Source organism: Flavobacteriaceae bacterium GSB9, assembly GCA_022749295.1.
Taxonomy (GTDB): Bacteria; Bacteroidota; Bacteroidia; order Flavobacteriales; family Flavobacteriaceae; genus Flavisericum.
The window spans coordinates 3,426,671-3,443,442 of sequence record CP062007.1 but is presented as its reverse complement, the minus strand read 5'-3'; the positions used below and the strand labels follow the sequence as shown (position 1 = coordinate 3,443,442).

Annotated in this window: 11 protein-coding genes; 6 read left to right on the top strand and 5 right to left on the bottom strand. The window is 36.3% G+C overall.

Features of this window, described 5'->3' with window-relative positions; genetic code table 11:
- Positions 1–3: 3 nt before the first annotated feature.
- The gene (locus tag GSB9_03060; GenBank protein UKM66470.1) at positions 4–549 is read right to left on the bottom strand and encodes a sigma-70 family RNA polymerase sigma factor; all 546 of its coding nucleotides are present in this window, start codon (positions 547–549) and stop codon (positions 4–6) included.
- 148 nt (positions 550–697) lie between these two features.
- Here GSB9_03060 and GSB9_03059 point away from each other — a divergent pair, with 148 nt between their 5' ends.
- From GSB9_03059 to GSB9_03055, 5 genes are all read left to right on the top strand, one after another.
- Positions 698–1,843 carry a FecR family protein gene (locus tag GSB9_03059; GenBank protein ID UKM66469.1) on the top strand — a complete coding sequence of 382 codons (1,146 nt, stop codon included), beginning with the start codon at positions 698–700 and terminating at the stop codon, positions 1,841–1,843.
- Positions 1,844–1,987: 144 nt separating this feature from the next.
- Positions 1,988–5,368, top strand: coding sequence for a TonB-dependent receptor (locus tag GSB9_03058; GenBank protein UKM66468.1), 3,381 nt, complete (start codon positions 1,988–1,990; stop codon positions 5,366–5,368).
- A 4-nt stretch (positions 5,369–5,372) separates the two neighbouring features.
- Positions 5,373–6,971 (top strand): RagB/SusD family nutrient uptake outer membrane protein, encoded by a 1,599-nt coding sequence (locus GSB9_03057; GenBank protein ID UKM66467.1) that lies wholly within the window; start codon positions 5,373–5,375, stop codon positions 6,969–6,971.
- A 243-nt stretch (positions 6,972–7,214) separates the two neighbouring features.
- Positions 7,215–8,093 carry an alpha/beta hydrolase gene (locus GSB9_03056; GenBank protein UKM66466.2) on the top strand — a complete coding sequence of 293 codons (879 nt, stop codon included), beginning with the start codon at positions 7,215–7,217 and terminating at the stop codon, positions 8,091–8,093.
- A 22-nt stretch (positions 8,094–8,115) separates the two neighbouring features.
- Positions 8,116–9,141, top strand: a complete 1,026-nt coding sequence (locus GSB9_03055; GenBank protein UKM66465.1) for a pectinesterase family protein — start codon at positions 8,116–8,118, stop codon at positions 9,139–9,141.
- Between the two features lie 16 nt (positions 9,142–9,157).
- On the opposite strand, the gene pelA is transcribed toward GSB9_03055, so the two are convergent.
- Complete coding sequence (gene pelA, locus GSB9_03054; protein UKM66464.1) at positions 9,158–10,777, bottom strand: pectate lyase; 1,620 nt, start codon at positions 10,775–10,777, stop codon at positions 9,158–9,160.
- Between the two features lie 337 nt (positions 10,778–11,114).
- Here pelA and GSB9_03053 point away from each other — a divergent pair, with 337 nt between their 5' ends.
- A complete protein-coding gene (locus tag GSB9_03053) occupies positions 11,115–12,200 on the top strand; it encodes a LacI family transcriptional regulator (GenBank protein ID UKM66463.1) in 1,086 nt (361 codons plus the stop codon).
- A 61-nt stretch (positions 12,201–12,261) separates the two neighbouring features.
- Here the strand turns inward: GSB9_03053 and GSB9_03052 are convergent, their stop codons facing one another.
- The 3 genes from GSB9_03052 to GSB9_03050 form a co-directional block, all read right to left on the bottom strand.
- A complete protein-coding gene (locus GSB9_03052; GenBank protein UKM66462.1) occupies positions 12,262–13,869 on the bottom strand; it encodes an altronate dehydratase family protein in 1,608 nt (535 codons plus the stop codon).
- 36 nt (positions 13,870–13,905) lie between these two features.
- Positions 13,906–15,351 carry a tagaturonate reductase gene (locus GSB9_03051; GenBank protein UKM66461.1) on the bottom strand — a complete coding sequence of 482 codons (1,446 nt, stop codon included), beginning with the start codon at positions 15,349–15,351 and terminating at the stop codon, positions 13,906–13,908.
- A 79-nt stretch (positions 15,352–15,430) separates the two neighbouring features.
- Complete coding sequence (locus tag GSB9_03050; protein UKM66460.1) at positions 15,431–16,732, bottom strand: MFS transporter; 1,302 nt, start codon at positions 16,730–16,732, stop codon at positions 15,431–15,433.
- Positions 16,733–16,772 lie beyond the last annotated feature (40 nt).

Here is a 16,772-nt window from a genome sequence, read left to right as displayed (position 1 = left end):
TTCTTAATGAAACCTTTCAAACAAAAACATCAAAACCATAGCAGTAAGGTCTTTATTTTCTATGGACCTCAGAAAAGCGTAAGAACGCTTCATTTGGGTTTTTACAGTATTAATTGAAATATCATAGCGCTCTGCTATCTGCGCATAACTTAAACCGTCAACAACATGCGAGATAAATATTTTACGCCTGCTTTCGGGTATTCGATTAACTAGTTCACGAATTTTAGCCTCTTTGTTGCCACCTTTTTCAAAAAAAATCGGTTCAACAAATTCTTCAGAAGGCACCGTCGCTGTTTCGGCTAATTCCATTTTTTTATGCTTTTCAACATATTGAAGACTTAAATTTTTTACCGCTCGTGTAGCATAAGCGTTAAACGATACATTAATTTTTGTCTGATCGTCCTTGCTCCATAAATAAATAAAAAAATCCTGCACCACATCTTCGGCTACAGCTCTATTCTTGGTAATTTGAAAGGCTACCAAACACAGAAACTGAAAATGCGCTTTGTATAATTTTTCAAATGCTTTTATGTCGTTTTGAAAGGTCATTTTTTCATAAAAATCAATACGCTAAATTGATAAAAAGGCAGGGCTAAGGTTGCCAAATATATAAATTTTTCATGGCGATGATAAAAAAATCAAAATTTTTGTCACCCTAAATTAATATTTACATAACATAAATGTAACACGTCTTATTATGCATACGAACGAAAACATTATAAATATTCTTCGGGAAATAGCAAAAACCAAAACTATTAAGCCCGAAAGCTTAAAACATTTATCCCCTGAAGCGCAAGAGTTAATACGTAATTTGCACGAAGACAATTTGGTTCAGGAAGCTCTGGAATTTTCAGAATCTCTCAACGTCAACGAAAACTGGGACAAGCTAAAATTGACTTTAACAGAAAAAGAAACTACCGTTACCCCATTATGGCAAAAAGCTTTTAAATACGCGGCTATTTTGGTGGTTTTATTGGGGCTTTTGTTTGTATTTAAACAACAATTCGCCCCAAATGAAAGTCCTACACAAGTGGCCACCGACGCCATTGAACTGCTTTTAGAAGACGGAAGCGTTAAAACACTTGACAGCAATGGCAACTATAAAATTGCAGATGCCCAAGGAAAAGTTATTGTTAATCAAAAAGACGATGTATTAAATTATAACAGCACCTCTGAGTCTCAAAAACTGGTTTACAACCAATTAAAAGTGCCTTATGGCAAAACATTCAACATTGTGTTGTCTGACGGTACAAAAGTTTATTTAAACTCTGGCACAAGCCTAAAATATCCCGTTCACTTTATAAATGGTAAAAACAGGGAGGTTTTTCTTGATGGTGAGGCGTATTTTGAAGTTTCAAAAGACAAAAACCATCCCTTTATAGTTAACGCTAACAATATGAACATAAAAGTTTTGGGCACACAATTTAACGTTTCGTCTTATAGCGATGAAGACGAGACAAATACCGTTTTAGTTGAAGGTTCTGTTAGTTTAACCAATGAAAATTCAAACGCCCCTACCCTGCTTAAGCCAGGTTTTAAAGGTTATATCAATAAAAACAATCCCACTAGTATAGAAATTGAAGAAGTAGACACCAAAATTTACACCGAGTGGATGAACGGCGACGTTATCTTTAGGAATTCAATATTTAAAGACATGGTGAAAAAGCTGGCTAGAAACTATAACGTAACCATTGAAAACCATTATGAATCGCTTAACCAAAAACGGTTCAACGCCAGTTTCAACAGGAAGATTGAAAGCATTGATGATATTATGGTTGCCATAAGTGAAATATATCCATTTACTTATTCAAAAACAGAAAATAAAATAATTATAAACCCGTAAAATTTTAATGCCAATGAAATAAAGTGAATATGCAGCATTAATCACTTAAAAAAAAGAAAATCGGAAAATAGTACCAGTATTTCCCGATTTATTGAGTGTATTAAACGATCCAACAAACGTTAACCATTTAAACTAAACAAAATTATGAAAAAACTAATTAAGGTAAGCAGGAAACTTACGTGCTTTCCGAAAATGGACTTAAAAATGAAACTCACCACTATTTTACTAATAGTTTCGTTGTTGAAAGTACAGGCCAACACCTATTCTCAAAATACAAAACTAACACTAAATGCTAAAGACTCCACGGTCGGTCAGGTATTCAACCAAATTGAATCGATGTCCGAATTTCGGTTTCTTTACGAAAGCCAGCAAATAGACTTAAACCGAAAGGTTACGGTTCAGGTAGAAAATAAAAAAATAACAGATGTACTGTCTTTGCTATTTAAGGACACCAATGTTGTTTATAAAACGAACGACCGTCAAATAATCTTGACTTTAAAAAGCGGGAAAGATGACAAACCCATAAATGCAAACACTCAGGGCGCCATACAAGATATTCAGGTAAACGGTAATGTAACCGACGAAACAGGGATGCCTTTGCCGGGCGTAAACATTTTGGAAAAAGACACATCCAACGGAACACAAACCGATTTTGATGGTAATTATGCAATCACCGTTAGCGGAAACAATAGTGTACTTGTGTTCTCATATATAGGTTTTGCGACACAAGAAATTATTATAAATAACCAAAGCACCATAAATATTGTTCTAAAAGAAGATTTATCAGAACTAGATGAAGTTGTAGTGGTTGGGTACGGTGCCATCAAAAAAAGTGATGTTACAGGATCTGTGGTTTCACTCGACAGCGAACAAATAAACAAAGTAGGCGCAACAAGCCCTATGCAAGCTTTACAGGCTAATGCTGCTGGGGTAAATATATCCCAAAGAACAGGTTCTGTAGGTGCCGGGTTTGATATTCAAATTCGTGGCACCAATTCTTTTTCAGAACAACAGCCTCTGTATGTTGTGGATGGTATCTTTACCGAAAATATTGATTTTTTAAACCCTCAGGATATTGAGAGAATCGACATTCTAAAGGATGCTTCATCTACAGCTATTTACGGATCAAGAGGTTCTAATGGGGTTGTAATAGTCACCACGAAATCTGGAGAAGGTGCAACAAACCGAAAACCTTCCATTTCATACTCTGGTTTCGTGGGAATTCGAGAAATAGTCAATATGCCTGATTTTCTAAACAGTTATGACGAGAGCGTTCTATGGAACAGAGACCGACAAGTAACCCGTGACCTGGTATTGGGCAACCCAATAGTAGACTCTCCAACTTATGGATTTCCCGATGTTATTTTAGAAGATGGCACCAATTACTGGGAAGAAAATCTTTCCAACAGAAATGGTACCGATTGGTTAGATGAGTTCTTAAAATCTAGCATACAACAAAACCATTTTATTTCAGCTAATGGCGGTAATGAAAACGTTGGCTACGTAGTAGGATTTGGATATCAAGGTGACGACGGAAATACCAAAGGACAATACTACAAGAAATATAACTTCAAGGCAAGTGTAGATGCGAGAGTAAGTGATCAATTTTCAATTGGCGCTAATATTAACTTGGCCTTTTCAGAACAAGAATTGGTTTCTAGACAAGACTACTTACAACAAATATTTAGAATGCCTTCATACGCGCCTTCACATAATGCTGATGGATCCATAATTCAACAACCTATGCAAGGAATCTCTGGTAATGTTAGCCCATTTACATTTGAAAACGGCAACTCTGAGTGGAATGTAGAGCAATATAATATTATATCTAATTTCTACCTTAAATTCAATCCCATCAAAGAATTAAGCTTTAAATCTACGTTTTCCCCAAATGCGAGAATACAAAGAGATGGCGAATATAAAGATCGATTTGCCACTAGATCAATATCTGTTGCTAGGTATTGGACCAATAATAGGCTTTCGTATGTTTGGGACAACCAAGTTAATTTTACAAAAGAATTTGGAAACCATAACATTTCTTACGACTTCATACAATCGGCGGCCTTTGATAGATTAGAACGTTCCTTCTCATATGGTAGAGACGTTCCCTTTAAGTCATCATTTTACAACGTGCAAAGTGCCCCACGTCGAGATGCAGAATCTGGGTTTATTAAAAGTACATTGCTATCGTTTACAAATCGTGTAAACTATAGTTTTAAGGACAAATATCTCTTTACAGGTACCTTTAGATGGGATGGCGCCTCACGTCTTGCCCAAGGAAATAAATGGGCTACTTTCCCTTCGGCAGCCGTAGCTTGGAAAATGGACAAGGAAGATTTCTTAACAAATGTTCCTGAAATTAACAGCTTAAAACTTAGGCTAAGTTATGGTTATACTGGTGGTTTAGGTCCAATTAACCCTTATGTGACACAAAACTCCTTGAATAGACAAAAGTATTACGATTGGGACGGGTCAACAGCTAATGGATTTGTTCCAAGTGACTTGTCAAACAAATCATTAACATGGGAACGTACTAGGGAGTGGAATTTTGGTGCAGATTTCGGCCTATTTAACAATAGAGTTTCTGGAGAAATCAACCTATACGACAGACTTTCTGACGGAACCATATTAAGTCGAAAATTAGCCATACCTAGTGGATGGGCATCAACCTTCGATAATATTGCTTCCATAAGCAATAAAGGTATAGAACTTCAATTAAAAACTGTAAACATAGACAATGGCGATTTTAAATGGGAAACTAACTTTATCTTTTCAAAGAACAACAACAAAATTGTTGATTTATACGGAAAAAAAGAAGATGATGTGCCCAATAGATGGTTTATTGGTCAACCTGTAGACGTTATTTATGCTATGGTATTTGATGGTGTTTGGCAACGCGATGAATTAGCGCCTGAAGATTTACAAACCATGGAAGGAACGGCTAAGGTAAAAGATTTAAATGGAGATGGAAGTATTGACATTGAAAATGACATGAAAATTTTGGGATCGCCTGCACCTGATTGGATAGGAACATTTTCAACAACCTTTACCTATAAAAACTGGGATCTTTATGCCTCTGTATACACAAAACAAGGCTCTCTTGTTTACAGCCCGTTTCATCAAGAATTTACAGATTTCAACAGTAAGGTTATATTAGATGTACCTTATTACGTTAGAGAAAACTCGATAACAAGATCTAGATTCTCAAATACCTACCCACAACCAGCCTATCAAGGCCAATACTGGGGAGAAGATGCCGGAAATTATGGTTATCCAGGTTTTAATAAAGATGCGTCTTTTGTTCGTGTTCAAAATATAACCTTAGGCTATAATTTTGATACTAACTTCTTGAGTAAAGCTGGCATATCTGGTTTACGTTTATATGTAAACGCTTTAAACCCTTTTACGTTCACAAAATATGATGGATTTGACCCTGAGTGGGCAGGTGCTAGTATGGCTTGGAATGCTGATGCTAATAATACTGGGTATTCTATTTATCAATTAGGTGTTAATGTTAAATTTTAAGATTATGAAGAATTTAAAAACAAAAATATATGTAATCCTTTTAGGATTGTCAATCATAAGTTGTTCAGATTATTTAGAGGAAGAAAATCTGGGCAATACAACAGCAGAAAACTATTATGGTACAATAGAAGGCTACGAGGGGCTCGTTAATGCGTCATATGCGACATTACGCGATGTATATGCACCAACGCCCTACATTTTTTGTGCTGGAACCGATTTGTTCTTTGCTGCACACCAAGAAGTGCCGTTAGGATTAGCTGCTTATAAAACGTTAACCCCTGGCAACAGTGATGTTGAAACGTTGTTTAGTAGTCTTTATCAAAGTATTCAAATCACTAATATGGCTTTACATTATTCTGATAAGACTGAAGACTTTTCAGAATTAAATACCAGAATTGCAGAGTTAAAAGCCATAAGAGCCTATTATTACTTTTTATTGGTTCAAAATTTTGGAGACTCATCTATTGTTACAGACTTAACAACAGAACCCATAACCCATTTTGATAGAAATCCAGCGAGTGAAGTCTATCAATTCATTATAGACGAGCTAACCAGTGCCATTAGTACACTACCCAATACACAAGCAGAATTTGGTAGGGTTACAAAACGGGCAGCTCAACACATATTAGCCAAAGCTTATTTAACACGAGGATATGAAGATTACGGTGATGGTTCTGATTTTGCTACCGCAGCATCACTAGCGGATGAGGCCATAGGAGGACAAGGCCTAAATTTACCGTTTGCAGACCTATTCCAATATCAAAATGATAACAACGAAGAAATCTTATGGTCTATTCAATATAGCCAGTCCTTATCTGGAGAAGTCTCCCATAATTGGGATTACCCATGGGGTCCTTTGGTTACTGGTAGCAACGATGGTGTAAACAAAAAAAATACATTACACCCAACTGAATATTTATTCACTTTATTTGATGATAACGATACACGTTTTGAGGGCACCTTTTTAAATGTAAAGACCACACCTTATTCTGGATGGAGACTAGACCCAAGCAATACCCCTGTCCAATATTATTATCCCAGAACGGACGAACAAATTACAAATGTTGATGCCTGGAGGGCAGAAGACCCAGACAATAGAACTGATACGACTATTTCTCCTATTGACCCACATTGGTGGGACGGGTTAAACCAAACCGATTACCCAGCAATCAGAAAATTTGACAGAGTACAATTACCTTCTATTCAGTACACGCATGATTTGTATTTAGCAAGATTGGGAGAAACCTATCTGATTGCAGCCGAGGCTTATTTACAATCAAATAACCCTGGTAATGCTTTGGCACGTGTTAACACAGTTCGTCAAAGGGCTGGCGCAGATCTTGTTGGAACTGTTGACCTTGATTTCATTTTAGATGAAAGAGCTCGAGAACTTGCTGGTGAAGGCTTCCGTTGGTTAGACTTAAAACGCACAGGAAAACTTATGGAATACACCAAAGTTAGGAATCCTGATATAAAAACGCTTTCTGATACTGGTACCGATCCATTTTTAGGTACTGATGGAAATTTAAAGATATTAAGACCTATTCCACTTTCAGCTATTTCGTTGGATAGTGGTGATTACCCGCAAAACCCGGGTTACTAAAATTTAGTATTTAGTTTAGTTAGTTTTAGTTTCTGAAATATTACCCATGTTCCTTTAGAAATAGAGGATACATGCGGTAATATTTCTATTTATATTGATATCTTGTAACAGTTTAAATTATTCTATTTTATGAACATTCAGTTACACAAAATCAGTACCCTCACATTTTCCACATTACTTTGCTTTCATCTTAATTCTCAAAATCCTAAAAAAGAAATTCCCCGAGACAGTTCTTACAATATTATGGGGCAATTCAAAAAATACGTTAAGTACTATCCAGAAATAACACCTGGTAAAGACTCGGTTCCAGAAAATGTTGTTGCCTATAGAGATGTGGTTTATACTATGTTAAAAGACACTCCTTATGGCGATAGAGACTTACATATAGATATTTTTTCACCTAAAAAATCTGGCCAATACCCAGCTTTAATTATGGTTCATGGCGGTGCGTGGCTTACCGGCGATAAGTCGATGCAAGTTCCTATGGCACAACAATTAGCTACTAGAGGTTATGTTACCATTTGTGTAGAATACCAACTTACCCTAGAAGCCAAATATCCTGCAGCCGTTTACAATATAAAAAGTGCCATCCGGTGGATGCGCGCCAACGCCCAGAAATATAATATTGACCCGAATAAAATAGCCATATCTGGCAGCTCAGCTGGCGGACAATTGGCTATGTTGGTTGGACTGACAAATGGCGTTGAAAATAAGGAAGGTAACCATGGAAATCCAGATTTTTCAAGTGATGTAAATGCCATAATAGACTTAGATGGCGTTATTAATTTTATGGCTCCCAAATCGCTCAACCTAACACGCAGACCCAATTCACCAGACGTTAAGTGGCTAGGCGGCACATTTGAAGAGAACCCAAAAAATTGGAAAGACGCTTCAAGTATTTACTGGGCCAATGAAAATTCCGTACCTATCCTGTTTATTAACAGTAATTACCCAAGATTTCATGCTGGGCAAGACGAACTTATTGCTATGATGACTGATTGGGGCATTTATACAGAGGTAAAAAAAATGGGTTTGAATGCGCATTCCTTTTGGTTGTTTGAACCATGGATAGAAACTACGGTTAGTTACATGGATGCTTTTCTAAAAAAAGTTTTAAAGTAAAATATAAATCATCAAAAATCAAATGAACAAATTATTGAAAATCGCCTTAATACTTTCGGTGATATGTACGTCTCAAATTTTAAGTTCACAAACATCCAATCCAGATAAATACAAATACGATTTTGTAGTCGCCAAAGATGGCAGTGGGGATTACAAATACATTCAGGACGCCATAGATGCCACGCGCGTATTTCCTTTAAAACCTATCACGCTTTTTATAAAAAAAGGCGTTTATACTGAAAAAGTGGAATTACCCCGATACAACGTTGATGTGACTTTTATTGGCGAAAGTGTAGACAAAACCATCATAACATATAACGATTACGCTGGACGCGGAAAACATATTGGCACCTTTAATTCGTATACCGTTAAAATTTCAGGGAACCGTTTTAAAGCTGAAAATATCACCTTTGAAAACTCGGCTGGTTCTATGGGTCAAGCAGTTGCCCTGCATGTTGATGGTGACAAAGCTATTTTTAAGAACTGTAAATTTATAGGGCACCAAGACACTATATATAATGGCGGTGAATTTTCTCGACAACTTTTTGAAGATTGTTATATTGAAGGAACAACCGACTTCATTTTTGGTCCTGCAACAGCCGTTTTTAAAAATTGCACCATTCACTGTAAAAGGAATTCGTATATAACTGCTCCCAACACGCCAAAACACAAAGCGTTTGGTTTTGTGTTTTTAGATTGTAAAATCACCACAGCTAGCGACGTAACCAAATTGTATCTGGGTAGGCCTTGGCGCTACTACGCAAAATCTGTTTTCATAAATTGCGAAATGCCTCAGGCCATACGGCCAGAAGGCTGGCATAATTGGGGCAACCCTGAAAATGAGAAGACCGCTTTTTTTGCTGAGTATAATTGCTATGGAGAAGGATACTCTACCGAAAACCGTGTGAGTTGGTCGCATCAATTATCTGATAAAGAAGCAAACAAGTATAACCTCAAAACTATTTTTGATACCTGTGCAACCCTTGGAAAATATAAAAATAATTATAGTCATAAAAAAAGGTCGCCTAAACAGCGACCTTTTTCATGACTAACTCAAGTAAAACTTAAATACCATGCTTGCTTTTCCAAGCATTATGATCCGCATTTAAATTTTTTGCCCAACTACCATACCAAGCATAACCATTTCTTCTTTCATGTGATATCTCTGCAATGGTCTTTTTTGGTATACCATCTCTACTACAGAAAAATGGTTCATTAGCTCCAAACGAATCAAAATATGAACTATATGAATAACCGGTATAATCATCTAAACTGTAAAACCTAGCCCACATCACATTACCTGGTGATTCTACCAAAATTTTATCATATCCGTTTTCATACTCATCTCCAGTAACATCCTTTAAAGCATACCCAACAATTTTCACCGATTCAAACCAAGCTACAGCACTGTTAACGGCATCAATCACTTCCGATGATGGATTTTCTAAAGTCATTAATAATCTAACTACACCTACTGACTCGGAACCGCTATTGGAAGCTAACTCGTATGATCTTGCCATCCTCGGGGCCAGAGTAACTTCATCGTGCTGTGCACACCAAGCTGCTTTTGTTCCGTTGATTGTAACTTGAGTATCCAAAATAACTTGAATACCTTGATCAAAAGCTGTTTGAGCTTTGGCTACATAGCTTTCGTCAAGTAGTTCCAAATTATTTTGTTTTAAGAAAATATCACGCATTAAGTTCATAACATTAACCATAGCGTTATCATTATAGGTTATTCTTGAACGATATCCACTTGTATCTGGATAATATTGAGGCCAACCGCCATTATCATACTGTGCTTCAAAAAGGTAATCAACACCTCTAATGGCAGCATCCAAATATTCCTGGTTACCAGATGCTTGGTAGGCGCTTAATAAAATTCTAATTTCTCCTATAGTATGGTTATTATCAATAGTTGTGTCTATCGCATCTTTTTTTGCTGCCTCTTGTAAATCTGCAGAAGTTTGAGTTCTGTCATATCCAGAAAAATCGTTATGATATTTTGACCAACCACCGTTGTTTCGTTGAAATAACAATACGTTTTCGGCTTTTGGTATTGTTATTGAAATTCCAGAGATTTCTATATTGATTTCTCCTTTAACATTACTACCATCAATTGAGGTAGCAGTTACTTTAACCGTTCCATTTTTCTTAGGGTTGACCAACCCTTCACTAGTTATGCTAGCAACAGTCTCATCTGAAACCGACCAAACCACAACTTTGTTGGTGGCATCTGTTGGCAGTACTTCGGCTGAGAGCTGTAATGGTTGTCCATCGGTAATTTCGGTACCACCAGTTATCGATATACTTTCAACAAGCACAACAGGACCAGATAAGCCAGAAATGTTTACTGTCTTTTCATCACTTACACCAGAACCATCGTTAGCTTCTGCAATTACTTGAACGGTGCCATTATCGAGAGGTGTTAATATGCCAGTATTAGATATGGTAGCAATAGTTTCATTTGAAACACTCCATGTAACCGTTCTATCAGTTGCATTGCTTGGTAACACTGCTACAGTAAATTGTTTTGCTAAACCGTTAGTTATGTCACTACCGTTAATTACAATAGTAGATACCTTTACATCTTTTGTTTCATCTACGGCATCACTGTCACTGCTGCATGAGCCCAAAACCAATAACCCTAAAGTGAGGATTAAAAGTCCTTTTAATTTTTTCATAAAAATCTTTATTTAGTTTAGTATTCTTCACTGCATTGTTGAAATGCAATCGATTACACAATATTAATGAATTATATTTTTGAATAAAACTAATTAATGTTAAATTTTTAATATTGTCGTTTCAAAACACTTTTTGGGGTTGTATAACACTGTGTGATTTTTGAAAACAATCTTATACGTCCTGTTTAGGTAACAAAATTAATATACTTTTTGTGGTTATTTAAATTAAAATACTATATTTATGTAATCGATTACTTAACAGAAGTAACAAGTTCCAATCATGAACATAATTTGTTTTGTTTTTTAAACGTACATTAGCATCATTATTTAATAGTATATGAGTAAAAAAACCACCATTTATGATATTGCAAAAAAGCTCAATATCACCGCTGCAACGGTCTCTAGGGCATTAAACAACAATCCTAAAATAAGTGAAACTACCAGGGAACTTGTATTAAAAACAGCCGCAAAAATGAATTATGAGCAAAATAGGCTAGCTCAGGCATTAAAAAGTGGCAAAAGTTATAATGTTGGTGTTGTTGTTCCTCGTATTGACTCTAATTTTTTCGCTTCTGTTATTCGAGGTATCGAAGAAGAGCTTCACCCAGAAGGCTATCATGTTATTATCTGTCAAACCCACGACCAAAAAAGTCTTGAACTTGCCAATATCAATTCATTGTTAAATGCTCAAGTAGATGGTGTACTAATGTCTATCTCTAATGCTAACGATGCTAACGATGCTGATGATGCCATAAAAGCTAAAGACATCAATGCTGAGGAAAATAGTGTTTTTGAAAACTTGATTAAAAAAAACGTACCCCTCATATTTTTTGATAGAAAAAAAGATATTAAAGGGGTGAGCTCTATAGTTATAAACGATTTCAAAGGTGCTTATGATGCTACACAGCACTTGATAGATCAAGGCAAAAGACGGATTGCTCACCTATCGAATAATAGGGATATGGAAATTTTTAAAAACCGATACCTTGGCTATAAGCAGGCTATAATTGATAATGGTTTGGAGTTTGACGAAAATTTGGTGATTGAATGTTACAGTAAAGTACCTGATGGACAAAAAGTAACCCAAAAACTTTTGGCTATGAAAAACCCTCCAGATGCCATTTTTTCTGTCAGTGATTTTTCTGCACTCGGTGCTATACAAGAAATAATTGAACAAGGATTGAAAATACCCGAAGATATCAGCGTAGTAGGGTTTAGTAATGAACCTTTTACAAAATTCATGGAACTTTCTATAACTTCAGTTGATCAATCTCCCACAGAAATGGGAAGAATAGCTGCTAAAGTGTTTTTAGAAGAAGTGAACAACGGCAACAAAGTAAAGTCTGTAAAACACGTTGTTTTGAGTCCTGAATTGATGGTTCGTAAATCTTCACTCATAAATACAACGGCAGAGATTAGTTAATCTTTTTAAGATATAAAATGAATAAAAAAGCCAAGATTTAAAAATCTTGGCTTTTTTATTTTTATAGCGAAACACCGCGTCTCCACGGAATAAAATCGTTTTGATTTAACAGTTTTGCTTTTGTTTGTATACGTCCACTTGCTACTTCAATAATAAAGTCTAACATTTGTTCTGCCATCTCTTCAATTGTTTTTTCTCCTCTAATTACCGCTCCGGTTTCAATATCTATAATATCAGACATTTTCTCCTTTAACTCGGTATTTGAAGACACCTTTATTATAGGTGCAATTGGATTTCCTGTTGGCGTTCCCAAACCAGTTGTAAACAATACCACATTAGCTCCAGAGCCAACCAAACCTGTTGTACTTTCTACATCATTACCTGGTGTACACAATAGGTTTAATCCAGGTTCGTGTATATACTCACCATAGTCTAAAACACTCACCACAGGTGAGGTTCCGCCTTTTTTAGCAGCTCCTGCCGATTTCATAGCATCGGTAATCAAGCCATCTTTAATGTTTCCTGGTGAAGGATTCATGTCAAACCCAGAACCCGCATCAACAACCGATTTTTCGTAGGCTTTCATCAACTCTAAAAACTTCTCTCCATCCTCGTCATCAACACATCGGTTAACCAATTCTTGCTCAACACCACATAACTCTGGGAATTCAGCTAAAACAGCCGTGCCATTGAGTGCTACCAATAAATCTGAAACAGCTCCCAACGTTGGGTTAGCAGAAATACCTGAAAAACCATCAGATCCGCCACATTCTAAACCTACTCGTAATTTAGAAAGTGGAGCTGGCTTACGTTGTATGTTATTGGCTTCCTTCATTGCTAAAAATGAATCTTTAACAATGGCCGATAACATTTCGTCTACCGTTCCCATTTGTTGCTGTTCATAAATTAAAACAGGCTTATTTAAATCAGGATTAATGGCATCTAAGGCCTCTTTAAAAATACTTATTTGTAAGTTTTGGCATCCCAAACTCAAAACAGTCGCTCCTGCAACATTAGGGTTATTCACATAACCTGCTAACAACTTAGCCAAACTTTCTGAATCTTGACGGATACCGCCACAGCCACCAGGATGCGTGATGAACTTAACATCTAAATTATCGAAAACATCGGTTGATTCTTCAACTGTTTCAACCTCATCGCCTCCACTTACCAGAGAACGCAACAACATTTGGTGCGGATTAACTTTTTTCTTTAAAAGTTCCTTTTCAAATATTTCCTTGAGCTTTTCAATATTTCGGTTTTCGCAAAACACCAAAGGGAAAAACAACCAAACATTTTCTGTTCCTACTTGGCCATCTTCTCTATGGTAACCCATAAAAGTTCTGTCTTTCCACTTTTCTACGTTAGGTGGTGTCCAAGTGAAGGATTCTGTTTTACCAAAAACCTTTTCACTTTGATGCTTTACGTTACTCACGGTTAAAACATCGCCTTTTTCAATAACGCCATTGGCGGAACCCACCAAAACGCCATACATTATAATTCGGTCTCCAGATTCAAATTTTTCTAAAGCTATTTTGTGCTTCGATTTAACATCTGAAAGAACCTTAATGTCTTCTCCTTCAAAAGGTATAACCTCTCCTGCCTTTAAATTAACCAAAGCAACGGCAACGTTGTCTGACGAATTTACTTTTATAAGTTTCTTTTGCATCCTTACTAATTGGATTTATATTTTAATTTATAATTTTTAGTATGTTTTGCTATAATTTGCAAAACCTTCCTCTATGCCATTAGCTTCTATTTCTTTTAGAGCTAAGGCTACTGCATCAGTTAAATTTTCAACTTTTGTTAAATCTTCGCCCCAATACGCTTCTGTACTTAACACCTCTTTTGCTACTTTTTGGTAGTCGTTGGATTCCCAAATTTTTGCAAAGTTGGCAACAATATCCTCGCTATCCTGTACTGGTAAACTTTCGCCATTCCAAGTACCTTTATAGAATCTTATCAAGCAAGCAAAAGCAAATGTTAAGTTAGTTGGCAATTTACCGTTAACATCTACATAGCCCAATAAACTTGGCAATACTCTTACTTTAAATTTAGAGATTGAGTTTAAGGCTATACTTGATAAGTTATGAATAATAAATGGATTTCTAAAACGGTCGAATATTTCGTCTGCGAAGCTGTTTAACTCATCGCGGTCCATATCTAAAGTATCAATAATTTCGTTGAACACGGCCTCATTGATAAATTTACCTGTAAAATCGTTATCTACCGATTGTTTTACGGTCTTGTTCCCGTAAAGTAATGAAAACGGCACCATAGCTGTATGCGCTCCGTTCAATATACGTACTTTTCTAGTACGGTAAGGTTGCATGTCATCAACAATTTTTACGTCTAAATCGGTTTTGTTGAACGGTAATTTTGCTTTTAATTCGTCTCCACCTTCAATAACCCATAATAAGAAAACTTCTGCAGCAACAATTAAATTATCTTCATAACTTAGCTCTGCATTATACGATTCGATATCGTCTTTTGGGTACCCAGGTACAATTCTATCAACTAATGTACTGTGGAAGGCGTTGTGCTCCAACAACCATGATTTAAAGTCGTCACCTAAATTCCAATCTGAAACATATTTTAAAATAATTTCTTTTAATGTTTCAGAGTTATGGTTAATCAACTCACAAGGGATGATGGTCAACCCTTTACTTGCATCACCATTAAAATGCTTAAATCTTTCGTGTAAAAGCACGGTTAATTTAGCTGGGAATGAGCTTGGTGGTTGCATATCAGCCGTATCGGAAGCTACATAGGCAATACCGGCCTCTGTAGTATTAGATATGATAAACTCTAAAGATTCCTCTTTTGCCAAACTTAAATAATCGTTGAAGTTAGCATAAGGGTCTACACCTTTTACAATATTATCAATAAGTTCAACCTCTTGTATTTCCTTTCCTTTTTTTACACCTTTCATAAAAAGTGTATACAAACCATCTTGATCGTTCAGCATTTTCACCAAACCTCTATCAATAGGCTGAACAACAGCAATACCTGCGTTAAAATCCGCTTTTTTATTCAATTCTTGAAACGCATAACCAATAAAAGCTCTTAAAAAGTTGCCCTCTCCAAACTGAACTATTTTAATGGGGCGCTTATCTTCCAACCCTAAATTTGCTCTATTTAATTTTTTCATTTTTGTATTATAAAATCAATAATTGAATTTACCGTTACATTGTTTAGAACAACTCATGTAACGGTAAATATATTTTTCTTTATTCCTCTATTAAGTTAAGGTTTTCATCCAATGGGGTCATTTTAGGCATTAATATATGTACCAGACCTAATATTATTAAATAACAAGAACCTGCTACTAAGAACGCCCAGAAGTAACCTGTATTTCCTGCTTGGTCTAAAACAGAACCTAGCAAGGCATCTGCAATAATACCCGCAACCGCACCTAGCATTCCTCCAATACCAACAACCGATGCTGTCGCCTTTTTCGGGAAAACATCAGATGCCAGTGTAAATATATTTGCGGACCAAGCTTGGTGACCTGCAGCGCCTAAACCGATTAGGAAAATGGCTAACCACTTACTATCAGTAACTGCTACGACGGCCACTGGTAAAATAATTAATGCACATATCAACAACGTAATTTTTCTTGCTTTGTTAACAGACCATCCTTTTCTCATGAATACACCTGATAGGTAGCCTCCTAAAATACTTCCTCCATCTGCCATAATGTAAATTACAAAGAATGGCAGAGCAATATCGTGAATATCAACACCGAAGGTATCGTGCAAGAATTTTGCACCCCAGAATAAATAGAACCACCAAACAGCATCGGTAACTTTTGCTAAACCAAAGGCCCATGTTTGGCGCTTACCAAGTACACTTTTCCATGGTAACTTTTCTTCAGACTCAGCTTTACCCGAATCACTATTAATATATGCTAACTCTTCTTTTGAAACTCCAGGATGAACCTCAGGTTTTTTGTACGTTCTAAACCACAAAAATACCCATAGTGCACTAAGCGCACCAGTAATTAAAAACGGTATTTGCCAGTTTTTACCATCTTCATGTACAATCCAACCCACAACAAAAGGCGCGGCAATGGCCCCTACACTAGTCGCAGCATTAAACAAACCTGTAGCAAAAGCACGGTCCTTTTTAGGAAACCACTCTGCAGTTGTTTTAATAGCAGCAGGAAAGTTTCCTGATTCACCAAAACCAAGACCAAACCTTGCTGCGGCAAACCCTATAACACTCCAACCTGGACGAACGGCAGCATGAAGCATTCCGAAAAAACTCCAAAGTCCTATGGATAAAATATATCCTTTTTTTGTACCCAAACGGTCAATTAAACCTCCCATTGAAAGCATACCTAACGCGTAGGCTACTTTAAAAGAAATCATGATGTTGGCATAATCCGTATTGGTCCACCCAAACAACTTTTCAAGAGTTGGAGCCATCACTCCAATAATACTTCTATCAAAATAGTTGATGGTTGTAGCAAACATAAGTAGTGCTAAAATCCTGTAACGATAGTTCCCTATCTTCTTTGTTTCACTCATAATTATTTTAGTTTAGTTGGCATTAACTATTGCTTAAAAG